Here is a 14111-nt window from a genome sequence, read left to right on the forward strand (position 1 = left end):
CCCTACTTTGGTGGCGCCCGGGGCGGCGCCCCCCCCCCCCCCCCCGCCCCCCCCCCCCCCCCCCCACGACGGGGACCGGGAACCTCCAGTGGACACACTCGGGGTGAAGGTCATGCCCGGCGCATATAGGCCCGGATGGCCAACGGTGCGAAGATCGCGATGACCGCGGCCGACCCAATCAGGCACCACGCCAGGTTGCTGCTGTAGACATTGCCGTTCATCAGCTCCCGGCACGAATTCACCATGTAGTACACGGGATTGACCTTGTTCAGGCCCTGCATCCAGCCCGGCATCGTGCTCACCAGGGCGAAGGCGCCGGACATGAAGGTCAGCGGGAACATGATCATCATCGAGATGCCCTGCACCGACGCGGCGCTCTTGCCGGTCACGCCGACCAGGGCCCAGATCCAGCTGACCGCGAACGAACAGACCACCACGACCAGGCCCGCGACGACCACGCCGGACACGCCGCCTGCCGGACGGTAGCCCAGGATCAGGCCCACCGCGATCGTGAGAACCGTGGCGATGCCGTAGCGGACCATATCGGCGATGAGCGCCCCGGCCAGCGCCGAAACCCGTGCGATGGGAAGGGATTTGAAGCGGTCGAATACGCCCTTGTCCATATCCTCGCGCAGTTGGGTGCCGGTGACGACCGAGGTGAGGACCACGGTCTGCACCAGGATTCCGGGAATGAGAACGGGCAGGTAGTCGTGCACGCTGCCGCCGATGGCGCCGCCGAAGATGTAGGCGAACAGGGCGGTGAACAGGATCGGCTGCACCGTGACGTCGAACAGCTGCTCCGGATTGTGCTTGATCTTGAGAATGCCGCGGTAGGCCATGGTCAGCGAGTTGGCCACGGTCTGCCGGAGGCTGATGTGGTTGCCGACCGCCGGAATCGCGGTCCTGCCCGCGCGGCGTGCGGGGGCGGTGGGTGCGGTGATGGTGGTCATGCCGCACTCCTTTCGGTGTCGTTGTCGTTCTGGTCCTCGGCGCCGTGTCCGGTCAGGGCGAAGAAGACCTCGTCCAGGCTGGGCTTGCTGACGGTGATCTCGTCGACGCGAATGTCGTGGTCGCGCAGGCGAATCAGCAGATCGGCGGTGACGCCGGGATCGTCGAGCGGTGCGGTGACGCGCCCGGCCTCCGGGGTGATGGTGGCCTCGACCAGTCGGCCGCTGGTACGGGAGAGGAATTCGCCGATGATCGTGCGGGCCTGTTCGATTCGGCTCGCATCGGCCAGGGTGACCTGCAGCGCGGACAGGCCCACCGACGATTTGAGCTGATCGGAGGTGCCGTCGGCGATGACCTTGCCGCGGTCGATCACCGCGATGCGGTCGGCCAGCTGGTCGGCCTCGTCCAGGTACTGGGTGGTGAGCAGGACGGTCGCGCCCTCGCGGACCAGTCGCCGGATGGTCTCCCACATCTGGGCTCGGGTGCGCGGGTCCAGGCCGGTGGTGGGCTCGTCGAGGAACAGCAGCGGCGGGGTCGCGATCAGGCTGGCGGCCAGATCGAGGCGCCGCCGCATGCCGCCGGAGAAGTTCTCCAGCGCCTTGTCGGCGGCCTCGGTCAGGCCGAACTCCTCCAGCAGATCGTTCGCCCGCCGACGGGCATCGGCTCGGCTCAGCCCGAGCAGGCGGGAGAAGATGACCAAATTCTCGGTGGCCGACAGCTTCTCGTCCACGGAGGCGTACTGCCCGGTGACCCCGATCAACTGCCGCACCGCCGTCGGCTCGGCCACCACATCGTGTCCGAAGATGCGAGCGCTACCCCCATCCGGTCGCAGCAGCGTGGCGAGCATGCGGATCGTAGTGGTCTTCCCGGCCCCATTGGGCCCGAGCACCCCATACACAGCGCCCTGCGGCACCGCCAGGCTCACCCCATCGACGGCCCGCTGCTCCCCGAAAACCTTGACCAGCCCATCCGCCTCGATAGCGAGAGCCTCATCAGGTGCATAAGAAGTCATGCCCCCACCCTCGCCCCACGGACTTGCACGCCCCTTGCACGAAGATTGCATCCCCTCTTGCACCCACCGCGTTGCCTGTCGTCCGGCCTGGCGGCCGCACGGCAGGCAACGAGAAGCGCCCGGTTGTCGAGGGTTTGCTCACGGGCAGCAGATCAGCGACGCGCCGTACGCGATGCCTGGATGCTGGCTCAAGGTGCCGGGCAGCTGATTGGGGCGTAGGTGTCAGGTGACTCGTGAAAGTGGCCCCCGGCGACCGACTGGGGTGGCGGGGGCGGTGCTCGAGTGCTGGCTCCGGCGCCGGCAACTGGTGAGTGCGTGCTGACTCTGGTGCTCCGCGAATGGGGAGGGTAGCGGCTGGATCGACGGACTGGTGTTCTCCCCCAGCAGTGGTGGTGCTTTCGTTGATAGCTGGTGTTCTCACCGAGCAGCGCGGCACTTTTGTTGATAGCTGGTGCTTTCCCCAAGCAGCGCGGCACTTTTATTGATAGCTGGTGCTCTCCCCGAGCAGCGCGGCACTTTCGTTCCCCGTCCCGGTGCGCCCCGGCGCGCCGGGACGGGGCTAGCGGGCCGACTCCGAGATCAGGTGGTCCCGTAGTTTGGTGCGGTCTGGCTTGCCTGGGCCGCGCATGGGGATTTCCTCGACGATGGCCAGTTCGCGGGGGGCGGCTATCGAGTCCAGTTCGGCGGTGACGTGGTCGCGTAATTCGTCGAGGGTGGGGATGGTTCCGGGGGCGGGGACGACGGCGACGGCTACTCGTTGGCCGAGGCGTTCGTCGGGGAGGCCCAGGACGACAACCTCGTTCACCGCGGGGTGGGTGGCCAGGACGGCCTCGACCACCTGGGGGATCACCAGGAGGCCGCCGGTGGTGATCGCCTCGTCGAGGCGGCCGGTGATGCGTAGTCGGCCGTTCTCGATGATTCCGGCGTCCTCGGTGCGGAACCAGCCGGGCTCGGCGAAGGCGGGGTGGTCGGGCAGGCCGCGGTAGCCCTTGGCGAGCATGGCGCCGCCGAGCAGGACGCGGCCGTCCTCGATGCGGAGCTGGGCGCCGGACAGGGGGAGACCCTCGTAGACGCAGCCGCCGCAGGTTTCGCTCATGCCGTAGGTGCGCACGATGTTGATCCCGGCCGCGCGGGCGCGCTCCAGCACGGGTGCGGGGGTGGCCGCGCCGCCGACCAGGACGGCGTCCAGCGCGGCCAGCGCCTCGGCGCTCGCGGGCTCGTCGAGGGCCTTGATCAGCTGGGTGGGGACCAGGGAGGTGTAGCGGCGTGGGCCGGTCATTCCGGCCACGGCCGAGGCCAGGCCGCCGGGCAGGAAGCCGTCGGAAACGTCCAGCACCGCGGGTTCGGTCCCGGCCAGAATGCTGCGCAGCAGCACCTGAATTCCGGCGATGTGATGGGTCGGCAGGGCCAGCAGCCACTGGCCGGGGCCGCCCAGGCGCTCATGGGTGGCTTCGCCGCTGGCCCGCAGGGCCGCCGAGGTGAGCATCGCGCCCTTGGGCACGCCGGTCGTGCCCGAGGTGGTGACCACCAGGGCCACATCCTCCTCGATCGGCTCGCCCGGGCGCAGCGCGCTCGACAGCCGGTGTGATTCTCGACGGTCACCGGTCGGGACCGGCAGCCACGCCGGACCGTTGCCGTCCAATGCTTCCCGGAGATGCGGCAGAACGTCACCCACCGCGGCACCGGTGGGCATGGGAAGGGTCCGCAGGGTACTGCTCACGTTCGCGATCGTGTCATGTCAAGGTCGGCGACCCGCGCACGGGTCCGTCCTCCCTTCGTCGGTCGGGGAATCGGGATCAATCGGACGTCGGTGTCGCCAGCGGCCATCCACCGGCTGCGAGCCGGGAGGCCACCCGAGCGATATCGTCCTCGCCGGGTTGCTCCTTGGCAACTCGGGCGATCGCATCGGCGATCTCGTCCAGGGCGATCTCGGCGTCGCCGTCGCGCTCGCGCACCAGCTCGCCGACGATCATCTGCACCTCGTAATCGGTGAGACGGCGATGCAGCACCGCCAGCAGCGCCACGTAGTCCGACTGCGGAATGCCCTGCGGATAGCCCGCTTTCAACCAGCCGAGCACCTTGGCCAGCACCGACTGCGAGGCCTCCGAGCGCTCGGCGCGCTGGGGCGGTTCACGGTCATCGGTCACGGATGTCCTTTCGGCGGTCACTGTCCGAACAGGTGGATGCCCAGTCGGCTCGCGAGGAAGGCCTTGGCCACGAACAGCACGCCCGCGACGACGGTGGCCAGCACCACCGCGTAGCAGAGCGCCGCACCCACCGCGGCCGTGCGGCGGACGGCCGCGCCGTCCGTGCTGTCGGATACCCCGCTGCGCGATTGCAAACGCACGCCCAGTGCGAAGATCGCGGGCAGCCCGGCCCCGAACAGGAGCGCCGCCAGCGTCACTCGCGCCAGTTCCTGTAGATCGGTCACGAGTGTCTGCATCAGGTCCTCCCCGCGGACTCGGTCTCCGGCAACACCTCGGCGGTGGTCTGGGCCGCCGCGGCCGAGGGCTCGGTCCACTCGGCGTTGACATTGGCGGCGTGCACCGGCGTGCGGCGCGAGCGCAGATAGATCAGTCCCGACAGCACGATCAGCGCCGCGAAGACCACCAGCACACCCGGGAATCCGCCGATCCCGTGCGCCAGCCCCCAGCAGATCGCACCGGCCAGCCCGGCCAGCGGCAGCGTGCAGACCCACGCGACCACCATGCGCCCGAGCACCGTCCAGCGCACCTCCGCGCCGGGCCGCCCGAGTCCGGTGCCGAGGATGGCGCCGGTGACGGTCTGGGTGGTCGACAGCGGCAGACCGAAGTGCGCCGAGGTGAGAATGATCGCGGCACTGGTCGATTCGGCCGCCAGACCCTGCGGCGGGGTGATGTCGACCAGTCCCTTGCCGAGGGTGCGGATGATTCGCCAGCCGCCCAGCGAGGTCCCCGCCGCGATCGCGATCGCGCAGGCCACGATGACCCACAGCGGCAGCTGATCGGTGGGTCTGGCCGAGCCGTAGGCGATCAGGGCCAGGAAGATGATTCCCATCGTCTTCTGGGCGTCGTTGGTGCCGTGCGCGAGCGATACCAGCGAGGCCGAGCCGATCTGACCCCAGCGGAAGCCGCGGTCGACCACGCGCTGTTCGCTGCCGCGGGTGAGGCGGTACACCAGCCAGGTGCCGATCGAGGCGACCAGCGCGGCCACCACCGGCGCGAGTACCGCGGGCACCACGATCTTGGCCAGCACGCCCTTCTGCCCGGCCGACCAGATCACCCCGCTCCACCCCAGCGCCGCGATGGTCGCGCCGATGAGCCCGCCGAACAGGGCGTGCGAGGAGCTCGACGGCAGGCCGAACAGCCACGTCAGCAGATTCCACAGAATGCCGCCGACCAGTCCGGCGAACACGATCTCCAGCAGGTCCGGCCCGCCGACCTGATCCAACCGGACGATGCCTTCGGCCACCGTGGCCGCGACCTCCACGCTGAGGAACGCGCCGATCAGATTCAACGCACCCGAGAGCAGGACCGCGGTCCGGGGACTCAGCGCCCCGGTGGCGATCGAGGTGGCCATCGCGTTGGCCGTGTCGTGGAAGCCATTGGTGAAGTCGAATACGAGGGCGGTGACGATAACGATGAGCAGAACCAATAGTTCGGCGGTCACGTCTCCAGTGTGCGTTATGGATCCGTTAACGCCTGTGCCAGGTTCCCGTTGGGTCCTGTATGCCGGGATGGTAAAGCGGTCGTTCGATGCTGCCGGTTCGCTGGCTCAGCTGTCCCGCGGCGGACGGGTATCGCGACGTAGCGGATGGTCGGCGGGCACCTCCACCAGCACAATCGGTACGCCATCGGGATCGCGCAGCCACATCTCGATCAGGCCCCACGGCTCCCGGACGGGGGCCCGATCGATGGTGATTCCGCCCAGCGCCAAAGCCGCCGCGGTGTCGTGCACGTCACGGACCTGCAACCAGAGCGCGCCCGCGAAATCGGTCGGCGCGTCCTCGCGGCGACCGTGTGCGGCGACCTCGATCAGCGACTGCCCGGCATAGAACACCGTGCCGCCCGGATACTCCCGCGCGATCGCCAGCCCCAGCCCGTCCCGATAGAACCGCAACGTTCGCTCGTAGTTCGCCGGACGCAGGATGACCCGGCTGCTGAGAATGTCCACCACTTCAGAAGTACCAGGGGAACGGCGACCAGTCCGGCTTCCGCTTCTCCAGGAAGGAGTCCCGGCCCTCGATCGCCTCGTCGGTCATGTACGCCAGGCGGGTGGCCTCGCCCGCGAACAGCTGCTGGCCGACCAGCCCGTCGTCGGTGAGGTTGAACGCGTATTTGAGCATGCGCTGCGCCTGCGGCGACTTGGCCAGGATGTCGGCGGTCCACTCCAGCGCCTCGTCCTCGAGCCGGTCGTGATCGACCACGGCGTTCACCGCGCCCATCCGGTGCATCTCCTCGGCGGAGTACGGGCGGCCGAGGAAGAAGATCTCGCGGGCGAACTTCTGGCCCACCAGCTTCGCCAGATACGCGCTGCCGTAACCGCCGTCGAAGCTGCCCACATCGGCGTCGGTCTGCTTGAAGCGCGCGTGCTCGCGGCTGGCCAGCGTGAGATCACACACCACGTGTAGGCTGTGCCCGCCTCCGGCCGCCCAGCCGTTCACCAGTGCGATGACCACCTTGGGCATGAACCGGATGAGCCGCTGCACCTCGAGAATGTGCAGCCGCCCCGCCCGCGCCTTGTCCACGGTGTCGGCGGTCTCGCCGCTGGCGTACTGATATCCGCTGCGCCCGCGGATGCGCTGATCCCCGCCCGAGCAGAACGCCCACACCCCGTCCTTGGGGCTGGGCCCGTTGCCGGTCAGCAGCACCGCGCCGACGTCCGGCGTCATCCGCGCGTGATCGAGTGCGCGAAACAGCTCGTCCACGGTGTGCGGCCGAAACGCGTTGCGCACCTCGGGCCGATCGAAGGCCACCCGCACGGTGCCCTGTTCGACGTGCCGGTGGTAGGTGATGTCGGTGAGATCCTCGAAACCCTCGACGGGTTCCCAAAGCTTTGGATTGAACGTCACAGTGCTAGTTTGGCCTCCGCTTCGCTCCGGCATGTTCGCGGCCTGCATGTCTCGTCGTTCAGCACTCGAGACTCGCGCTTCGAGCGCTGAACGACGAGACGGCCGCGAACGGTCGCTTGTCGGGCTCGCTCCGCTGGGGTTGAGGGTGGGGAAGGCCAAGTTCTGGGGTTGAATGGGAGCCAGCTACCGGTCAGTTGTGTTTGACGCTGTAAGAACTCCGGCTAACGTGCAGGTATGAGCGAGCGAGTGGAACCGGTTATCGACCTTAGTGCCGTGGATGAGGATCGGTACGAGAAGCACGGGGGCTTCCCGAAGGTCGTGGGTGCGCGGCCGGGGGCAAATTTCGGGCCGTTCGTCGAGGCCATGCGGACGCTGCAGGATCTGGCCGTATCGGTCGACTGCCCGGACGAGGTGTTCGGGCGGGCGCTGGACAAGGCGCGGGAGCTGATCGATCTGCTGGAGCCGTATCGCGCGCCCGAATTGCAGGGGCCCGCGGGGCGCGTGGTCTCGTTGCCGGGGCGCGGCAGTCTGCTGATGCCGCCCTGGCATACGGTCGAGGCCGGGCCGACGGGTGTGCGCATGCGCGGGGAATTCCGGCGCTATCACCTGGGCGGCAATTCCGCGGTGCACGGCGGGGTGTTGCCGCTGCTGTTCGACGATCTGTTCGGCGCGCTCGTGCACTATGCCGGACGTCCGATAAGTCGCACGGCATTTCTGCACGTCAACTACCGCAAGGTGACTCCGCTGGAGACTCCGCTCGTGGTCGAGGGCACCGTCGATCGGGTCGAGGGACGCAAGACGTTCGTAAGCGCAAGGCTGCGAGACGAATCCGAAACGCTGCTGGCCGATTGTGAAGGGCTGATGGTCCAGTTGCTGCCGTGGCAGCCTTAGCGGGTTGCGGGAGTGTGCCTGGTTCGTCCGGTGCGTATAGTGGCGTGCGCTCGCTCATCGAAAACTATCCGGAGGAACCTGAAAGTGGTTGCTGCACTGTCTGAATCCCTGCTCGATGACGCCAAGCGCTCGGCCTTCCTCGCCGACGCCCAGCAGGTTCTGGAAGCGGAGGTGTCGGACAAGGGTGGCGCGTCCGGCCTCGCCGTGAAGGGTGCATACGCCGCGGCGAAGAAGGTCAGCCCGACCATCGTGTCGGACGCGCTGGAATCGTTCGTGCCCAAGTTCGTCGAGCGCCTGGAGCCCTACTGGGCGGAGTACCAGGCTTCGGGTAACGGCCGATTCGCCGATCTGCTGGTGGCCAAGCAGGACGAGGTTGCCGAGTCGCTGCTCGCCGTGACCGACGCCCGTGCCGAGGCCTCCTCGCGCCCGGCCCTGAAGAAGGCCTACTCCGCGGTCCGCGGGTCGGCGAAAAAGCATGTCGCCGAGGCGCTTCCGCGGGTGGGTGACCTCATCCAGAAGCACGCTGGTTGATCGGTTGCTCGGCGGGTGTCCGCGCCCGCCGAGACCAACCGGGGGGTCGGGGGATCTCAGCCCGCGGACCTGCCCACCCGCCAATATCCGGTGAAGGTGACGTCCGCCTTGGGAATTCCGCGCTCGTCGACCAGATGACGACGCACGCCGGAGGCGAGCTTCTGCTCCCCGGCAACGAAGCCGTACACGCCCTGCGCGGGCAGCTCCGCGGTGCGCACCGCCTCCTGCGCGACGCTGCCGATGGCCGCGGTCGGATCGGTACGCAACAGCCAATTCACCTGCACACCATCCGGTTCGTCCAGCTTCTGGGCGTCATCGGGGTGGGTGATCTCGATATAGGCCGCACCGCGCAGATCCCGCGGGGCCGAGCGCAGCACCCCGGCGATCGCGGGCAGCGCGCTCTCGTCGCCGACCAGCAGCGAATACGAAGTGTGTTCCGGCGCTTGGTACATGATGCCCTCGTCGAGCAGTCCGACCTCGGCGCCCGGCGACACGCCGCTGGCCCAGCCGCATGCGGGCGTGTCGGTGCCGTGCATCGCGAAATCGATGTCCAGCTCGCCCGATTCGCCGAATTCACCCTCGCCCGCGGGGCGCCAGGCGCGCACCGTGTAGTTGCGCACCACCGGCCGGTGCTCCTTGCCCATCATGAGGTACTGCGCGTACCAGAGGTTGCTGGCCGCGGTCGGCAGCCGCAGGCCGTGTCGGCCCGGCAGGAACAACCGGAACCACTGGTCGTAACCCATCGCCGTGAACCCGGCCAGGCCGGGACCGCCGATGGTGACGCGGACGAAGTTGGGGCTGATCTGTTTGCTCGACAGCACCTCGGCGGTGAGTATCTCGCGCTGCTCGGGTTTGACGTATTTGGTGCGCTTGGCCATGCACGTTAGGTTAGCGCAACCTAACTTGTAAAACAGTGTGTGAGCGAGTCGACTGCCCACGTCTACCGGCTGTCTGACAGGCTGGGGGCGTGAATCCATCGACTGCTCAGGCGCGGGTCGTCGTCGACGAACTCGTCCGCGGAGGCGTGCGCGACGTGGTGCTGTGCCCGGGGTCGCGGAACGCGCCGCTGGCCTTCGCGCTGGAGGCCGCCGATGCCGCCGGTCGATTGCGGTTGCATATGCGCATCGACGAGCGCACCGCGGGATTCCTCGCGATCGGCCTGGCCATCTCGAGCGGTCGGCCGGTGCCGGTGGTGATGACCTCCGGCACCGCGGTCGCCAATCTCGGCCCGGCCGTCCTGGAGGCGAACTACGCGCGCCAGCCGCTGATCGTGCTGAGCGCCAACCGGCCCTACGAGATGCTGGGCAGCGGCGCGAATCAGACGGTGGAGCAGTTCGGGCTGTTCGGCAGCCAGGTGCGCGCGGCGATCAGTCTCGGCCTGGCCGAGCGGGAGGACGGCTACCGCAGACAGAACAGCGTCTGGCGCGCGGCGGTGTGCCGGGTGCTCGCCGCGGCGCGGGGCAGCCGCTCCGGCAATGCCGGACCCGTGCAGTTCGACATTCCGCTGCGCGAGCCGCTGGTACCCGACGCGCTGCCGGACGAGCAGTGCCCACCCGGGCGGGCCGGCGGGATGCCATGGACCGCAACCCAGTACGCGACGCTGGATGTGCCGCTCGAGATCGACCTCACCCCGGACACGGTGGTGATCTCCGGACATGGTGCGGGTCGCCGCCCGGAGCTGGCCGCGCTGCCGACCGTCGCCGAGCCGACCGCGCCGATGCCCGGTCCCGCGCTGCATCCGATGACGCTGCCGCTGCTGAAACCCGCGCAGGCCATCATCACCGGGCGGCCCACGCTGCATCGGCAGGTGTCGAATCTGCTGGCCGATCCGGAGGTCACCGTCTATGCGCTGACCACCGGTCCGCGCTGGCCCGATGTGTCGGGCAATGTGGTCGGCACCGGCACGCGCGCGATCACCACCGGTGCGCCGCGTCCGGAATGGCTCGCGCACTGCCGCGCCGTCGACGCGATGGCCTGCGGGGTCGTGCGCGAAAGTCTGGCGCGCCACCCCAAGCCGACGGGACTGCATGTGGCGGCCGTGGTGATGGACGCGCTGCGCGAGGGCGATCAGCTACTGCTGGGCGCGTCGAATCCGGTCCGCGACGCGGCACTGGTCTCGCATCCGCGACCGAATATCAAGGTGCTGTCCAATCGCGGCGTCGCCGGAATCGACGGCACGGTGTCCACGGCGGTCGGGGCGGCGCTGAGCCATCCGGGTCGCACCATCGCGCTGATCGGCGATCTCACCTTCCTGCACGATGCCTCGGGACTGCTGCTCGGCCCGGGCGAACCACGGCCCGCCGACCTGACCATCGTGGTGGCCAACGACGACGGCGGCGGCATCTTCGAACTGCTCGAGCAGGGCCACCCGGATTACGCGGGCGTGTTCGAGCGCGTCTTCGGCACCCCGCACGGGATGGATCTGGCCGCCCTGTGCGCGGCCTACCGGATTCCGCATCGGCAGGTCGACCCCGCCGAGCTGGCGGTCGAATTGACCGGGCCCGCGCACGGCATCCGGGTGCTGGAGGTGGCCACCGAGCGGTCCAGCCTGCGTGAGCTGCACGCGAGTGTGAAGGCCGGGATCGCGGCGGGGGTCTAGTAGGCCGAGCCGGTGTCCTCGTAATCGTCGTCCAGCGGCACCGCGATGGACTGTTCCAGCACGTCGGCTTCTGAGGCCTCCAGCGCCGGTTCGCCCGATGGCACGAGGACGTCCTCGTCGTCGAGATCCGGATACGCCGGGACGGTCTGCTCCATGTAATCGGCTTCGGGAACGGCGTCGATGGCGCCGGCGGTGCGGTCGGTCATCGGGTGCTCCTTTCGCTGGTCGGCCGATTGCCGGGATGCCCCGGCAGTTTCGAGGATGCACGTCGTGAGCCCGCATGGCAACCGTTTCACGATCATCCGCGCGGCGCTCACTCGCCTGGGAGTGCCCCCGTTTCGGCCGGATATTCCACCAGTGCCAGGGTGCGCCCGGCCATGAACCGCGCGGTGCGCACCGCGGTGCCCGTGCGGGTCACCTCGCTGACCTCGACCACGCCCCGCGCGATGCGGATCTCCACCCGCCGCCCGGCCCGTGTCGCGGCCACCTCGTACTTGCGAGATCCGTCGCCGGTGTCGACGACGATCTCCACTCGATCGCCCTTCATCTTCCAATTCTCCCCGCCACCAGCGGTTTTCGCCGCTAACAAGTGGGTTTCGACCTGGCGGTGTACGTACGCCGATGAGTTTCGTGCGGTCGGGTCGTCTGCATCGGCAGGGCGCCCGCGCCACCCCTGCGGGCCGCCCGCAGCCGAGGAGGAAATGATGTTCGACATGGAATCGGCCGCCGCCGCACTGGAGTCGGTGGTCGCTGGCATCGCCGATGAGCAGCTCGAGCTGCCCACCCCCTGCGCCGACACCACGGTGCGCGACCTGCTGGTGCATGTGGTCGGCCTGACCGAGGCGTTCCGGCAGGCGGCGACCAAGGGGTCGGTGGGCCGGTCGGAGCCGCCGCAGGTCGGGCCGCAGGCCCCGCTGGTCGCGGACTGGCGCACGCGAATTCCCGCGCAGCTGAAGGCGTTGGTGGCCGCGTGGCGCGATCCGGCGGCCTGGGAGGGCGAGACGGAGGCGGGCGGTGTGACGATGCCCGCGGCCGTCATGGCGCTGGTCGCGCTGGACGAGGTGATCGTCCACGGCTGGGATCTGGCCCGCGCCACCGGCCAGGACTACCACCCCGCCGCGGCCGACCTGACCCTCCTGCTCGACTTCCTCCGCGAATTCCCGTCCGAGGGCACCCCGGGCATGTTCGGCCCGCACGTCCCGGTCCCCGCCGACGCCCCGCTCCTGCACCGCGTCCTCGGCCGCACCGGCCGCGACCCGAACCACCCCTGATCCCCGCACCCGTTCCCGCGCTTCGCACCCCGTGCGGCCATCCGGAACGGGTGCGAAGGCCCGCAAGGGGTGCGGCGCTGAGTTCAGTGGGTGAACAGGCCCGCGCGGGCGGCGAGCAGAGCCGCCTCGGCGGCCGTCTCGGCCACCCGGTCGTCGAGGGGGTCGCCGGTGACGAGCAGGCGGTAGTAGAGCGGGGCGGAGACGGCGGAAAGCACTGCGCGGGCATCTGTTTCCGGTGCCAGCTCTCCGCGCGCCACGGCCGCTTCGACGCAGGGCGTCCATTCGTCCAGACGGATGTCGTAGAAGCGGCGCAGGGCCTGTGCCGCTTCCGGATCGCAGGTGGCCGCCGCGACAAGGGATCCGAACAGCGGACCCTGCCGCGCGTCGGTGAGGGTCGCGACGACCAGGCGGGCATTGGCGAGCAGATCGCCGCGCAGCGAGCCCGTATCGGCATGGGGGAGTGAGGTTTCCGCCATCTCGGTGAGGACGTCGGCGACCAGTCCGGCCGGGGTGCGCCAGCGGCGGTAGACCGTGGTCTTGCCCACGCCCGCCCGGGCCGCCACCTCGGCCAGGTCGAGCCGGTCGAAGCCGTGTTCGGCCAGCAGATCGCCCGCCACCCGCAGGACGGCCGTGCGGACGCGGGCGGTACGGCCCCCGGGCCGCAGCGAGCCGGGCCGCTCATCGGTCATAACGGTCCTCCAGTTCCATTAGTCGCCGCACGAGTGTATCGTGACTCGCGTTAATGAAACATCTGTTCCGTTAGGAGTGGGGTCATGGAGTATCGGCGACTGGGCGCATCGGGACTGCTGGTCCCCGTCTTGAGCTTCGGTGCGGGCACCTTCGGCGGCCGTGGCGAACTGTTCTCGGCCTGGGGCGACACCGATGCCCGGCAGGCGCGCCGACTGGTCGACATCGGCCTGGACGCGGGCGTGACCATGTTCGACACCGCCGATGTGTACTCCGACGGCGCGTCGGAAGAGGTTCTGGGCGAGGCCATCCGGGGCCGTCGCGATCGAGTCCTACTGTCCACCAAGGCATCGCTGCCCACCGGCCCCGGGCCCGGCGACGCCGGTTCGGGCCGCTCGCGGCTGATCGGCGCGGTGGATGCGGCGCTGCGCCGCCTCGGCACCGACTACCTCGACCTGTTCCAGCTGCACGCCTTCGACGCCGCGACCCCGGTGGAGGAGGTGTTGTCCGCACTGGACGATCTGGTGCGCGCGGGCAAGATCCGCTACGTCGGCGCCTCCAATTTCGCGGGCTGGCAGCTGATGAAATCCCTTGCGGCCGCGGACAAGTACGGACTGCCGCGCTATGTGGCCCATCAGGTCTACTACTCGCTCGTCGGCCGTGACTACGAGTGGGAGCTCATGCCGCTGGCCCGCGATCAGGGCGTGGGCGCGATGGTGTGGAGTCCGCTCGGCTGGGGCCGCCTCACCGGCAAGATCCGGCGCGGCCAACCGCTTCCGGCGAATTCCCGCCTGCACAAGACCGCCGCGGCCGGACCACCCGTCGCCGACGACCTGCTCTACGACGTGGTCGACGTCCTGGACGATCTCGCCGCCGAGACCGGCCGCACGATCCCGCAGATCGCCCTGAACTGGCTGCTGTCGCGCCCCACGGTGGCGACGGTCATCGTCGGTGCGCGCAACGAGGAGCAGCTGCGCCAGAATCTGGGAGCGGTCGGCTGGCAGCTCACCGCGGACCAGATCGCCCGCCTGGACACCGCCAGCGCGCTCACCCCGCCCTATCCCTACTACCCGTACTACCGCCTGCCGGACTTCGCCCGCCTGAATCCGCCCGCGGTATAGG

General features: G+C 69.3%; 17 protein-coding genes. 5 read left to right on the top strand and 12 right to left on the bottom strand.

The genetic code is table 11. The features are described 5' to 3' along the window. Window positions 1-110 precede the first annotated feature (110 nt). From NDR87_RS26050 to NDR87_RS26085, 8 genes are all read right to left on the bottom strand, one after another. Complete coding sequence (locus NDR87_RS26050; protein ID WP_251912817.1) at window positions 111-950, bottom strand: ABC transporter permease; 840 nt, start codon at window positions 948-950, stop codon at window positions 111-113. Beyond that, on the bottom strand, window positions 947-1960 hold the full coding sequence (locus NDR87_RS26055; protein ID WP_251912818.1) for an ATP-binding cassette domain-containing protein: 1014 nt from the start codon (window positions 1958-1960) through the stop codon (window positions 947-949). Before NDR87_RS26055 ends, NDR87_RS26050 begins: the two co-directional genes overlap by 4 nt. A 559-nt stretch (window positions 1961-2519) precedes the next feature. Beyond that, a complete protein-coding gene (gene menE, locus NDR87_RS26060; RefSeq protein ID WP_251913244.1) occupies window positions 2520-3653 on the bottom strand; it encodes an o-succinylbenzoate--CoA ligase in 1134 nt (377 codons plus the stop codon). A gap of 103 nt (window positions 3654-3756) precedes the next feature. Beyond that, the gene (locus NDR87_RS26065; RefSeq protein ID WP_251912819.1) at window positions 3757-4107 is read right to left on the bottom strand and encodes a DUF3349 domain-containing protein; all 351 of its coding nucleotides are present in this window, start codon (window positions 4105-4107) and stop codon (window positions 3757-3759) included. A 17-nt stretch (window positions 4108-4124) separates the two neighbouring features. Continuing rightward, window positions 4125-4403, bottom strand: a complete 279-nt coding sequence (locus tag NDR87_RS26070) for a hypothetical protein (RefSeq protein ID WP_251912820.1) — start codon at window positions 4401-4403, stop codon at window positions 4125-4127. Then, window positions 4403-5608, bottom strand: a complete 1206-nt coding sequence (locus NDR87_RS26075; protein ID WP_251912821.1) for an inorganic phosphate transporter — start codon at window positions 5606-5608, stop codon at window positions 4403-4405. Before NDR87_RS26075 ends, NDR87_RS26070 begins: the two co-directional genes overlap by 1 nt. A 105-nt stretch (window positions 5609-5713) precedes the next feature. Next, the gene (locus NDR87_RS26080; RefSeq protein WP_251912823.1) at window positions 5714-6112 is read right to left on the bottom strand and encodes a VOC family protein; all 399 of its coding nucleotides are present in this window, start codon (window positions 6110-6112) and stop codon (window positions 5714-5716) included. A 4-nt stretch (window positions 6113-6116) separates the two neighbouring features. Continuing rightward, the gene (locus NDR87_RS26085; RefSeq protein ID WP_251912825.1) at window positions 6117-7010 is read right to left on the bottom strand and encodes a 1,4-dihydroxy-2-naphthoyl-CoA synthase; all 894 of its coding nucleotides are present in this window, start codon (window positions 7008-7010) and stop codon (window positions 6117-6119) included. 234 nt (window positions 7011-7244) lie between these two features. Between NDR87_RS26085 and NDR87_RS26090 the strand changes: the two genes are divergently transcribed. Together NDR87_RS26090 and NDR87_RS26095 are read left to right on the top strand one after the other, a co-directional pair. Beyond that, window positions 7245-7901, top strand: a complete 657-nt coding sequence (locus NDR87_RS26090) for a PaaI family thioesterase (RefSeq protein WP_251912827.1) — start codon at window positions 7245-7247, stop codon at window positions 7899-7901. 84 nt (window positions 7902-7985) lie between these two features. Then, entirely contained in the window at window positions 7986-8432 is a 447-nt protein-coding gene (locus NDR87_RS26095) for a hypothetical protein (RefSeq protein WP_251912829.1), read from the top strand. A 56-nt stretch (window positions 8433-8488) separates the two neighbouring features. On the opposite strand, the gene NDR87_RS26100 is transcribed toward NDR87_RS26095, so the two are convergent. Beyond that, window positions 8489-9310, bottom strand: coding sequence for a siderophore-interacting protein (locus NDR87_RS26100; protein ID WP_251912830.1), 822 nt, complete (start codon window positions 9308-9310; stop codon window positions 8489-8491). A gap of 89 nt (window positions 9311-9399) precedes the next feature. Here NDR87_RS26100 and menD point away from each other — a divergent pair, with 89 nt between their 5' ends. Next, on the top strand, window positions 9400-11031 hold the full coding sequence (menD, locus tag NDR87_RS26105) for a 2-succinyl-5-enolpyruvyl-6-hydroxy-3-cyclohexene-1-carboxylic-acid synthase (RefSeq protein ID WP_251912832.1): 1632 nt from the start codon (window positions 9400-9402) through the stop codon (window positions 11029-11031). On the opposite strand, the gene NDR87_RS26110 is transcribed toward menD, so the two are convergent. Both NDR87_RS26110 and NDR87_RS26115 read right to left on the bottom strand, forming a co-directional pair. Further along, the gene (locus NDR87_RS26110; RefSeq protein ID WP_251912833.1) at window positions 11028-11237 is read right to left on the bottom strand and encodes a hypothetical protein; all 210 of its coding nucleotides are present in this window, start codon (window positions 11235-11237) and stop codon (window positions 11028-11030) included. The two genes, menD and NDR87_RS26110, sit on opposite strands and share 4 nt — an antisense overlap. Window positions 11238-11344: 107 nt before the next feature. Beyond that, on the bottom strand, window positions 11345-11578 hold the full coding sequence (locus NDR87_RS26115; protein WP_251912835.1) for a hypothetical protein: 234 nt from the start codon (window positions 11576-11578) through the stop codon (window positions 11345-11347). Between the two features lie 157 nt (window positions 11579-11735). Between NDR87_RS26115 and NDR87_RS26120 the strand changes: the two genes are divergently transcribed. After that, window positions 11736-12302: a TIGR03086 family metal-binding protein gene (locus NDR87_RS26120; protein WP_251913246.1), complete on the top strand. Its 567-nt coding sequence runs from the start codon at window positions 11736-11738 to the stop codon at window positions 12300-12302. A gap of 83 nt (window positions 12303-12385) precedes the next feature. Here the strand turns inward: NDR87_RS26120 and NDR87_RS26125 are convergent, their stop codons facing one another. Next, entirely contained in the window at window positions 12386-12991 is a 606-nt protein-coding gene (locus NDR87_RS26125) for a TetR/AcrR family transcriptional regulator (protein WP_251912836.1), read from the bottom strand. Between the two features lie 84 nt (window positions 12992-13075). Between NDR87_RS26125 and NDR87_RS26130 the strand changes: the two genes are divergently transcribed. After that, window positions 13076-14110, top strand: coding sequence for an aldo/keto reductase (locus tag NDR87_RS26130; protein WP_251912837.1), 1035 nt, complete (start codon window positions 13076-13078; stop codon window positions 14108-14110). The last annotated feature ends 1 nt before the right edge of the window (window position 14111 follow it).

Source organism: Nocardia sp. CDC159 (assembly GCF_023740735.1).
In the GTDB taxonomy this organism is placed as follows: domain Bacteria; phylum Actinomycetota; class Actinomycetes; order Mycobacteriales; family Mycobacteriaceae; genus Nocardia; species Nocardia pulmonis.

Bases quoted from the DNA above. Each gene is read 5' to 3' on its own strand.
- NDR87_RS26050 (WP_251912817.1), bottom strand. From the start codon at position 950: ATGACCACCATCACCGCACCCACCGCCCCCGCACGCCGCGCGGGCAGG.
- NDR87_RS26055 (WP_251912818.1), bottom strand. From the start codon at position 1,960: ATGACTTCTTATGCACCTGATGAGGCTCTCGCTATCGAGGCGGATGGG.
- menE (WP_251913244.1), bottom strand. From the start codon at position 3,653: ATGCCCACCGGTGCCGCGGTGGGTGACGTTCTGCCGCATCTCCGGGAA.
- NDR87_RS26070 (WP_251912820.1), bottom strand. From the start codon at position 4,403: ATGCAGACACTCGTGACCGATCTACAGGAACTGGCGCGAGTGACGCTG.
- NDR87_RS26090 (WP_251912827.1), top strand. From the start codon at position 7,245: ATGAGCGAGCGAGTGGAACCGGTTATCGACCTTAGTGCCGTGGATGAG.
- NDR87_RS26100 (WP_251912830.1), bottom strand. From the start codon at position 9,310: ATGGCCAAGCGCACCAAATACGTCAAACCCGAGCAGCGCGAGATACTC.
- NDR87_RS26110 (WP_251912833.1), bottom strand. From the start codon at position 11,237: ATGACCGACCGCACCGCCGGCGCCATCGACGCCGTTCCCGAAGCCGAT.
- NDR87_RS26115 (WP_251912835.1), bottom strand. From the start codon at position 11,578: ATGAAGGGCGATCGAGTGGAGATCGTCGTCGACACCGGCGACGGATCT.
- NDR87_RS26120 (WP_251913246.1), top strand. From the start codon at position 11,736: ATGTTCGACATGGAATCGGCCGCCGCCGCACTGGAGTCGGTGGTCGCT.
- NDR87_RS26125 (WP_251912836.1), bottom strand. From the start codon at position 12,991: ATGACCGATGAGCGGCCCGGCTCGCTGCGGCCCGGGGGCCGTACCGCC.
- NDR87_RS26130 (WP_251912837.1), top strand. From the start codon at position 13,076: ATGGAGTATCGGCGACTGGGCGCATCGGGACTGCTGGTCCCCGTCTTG.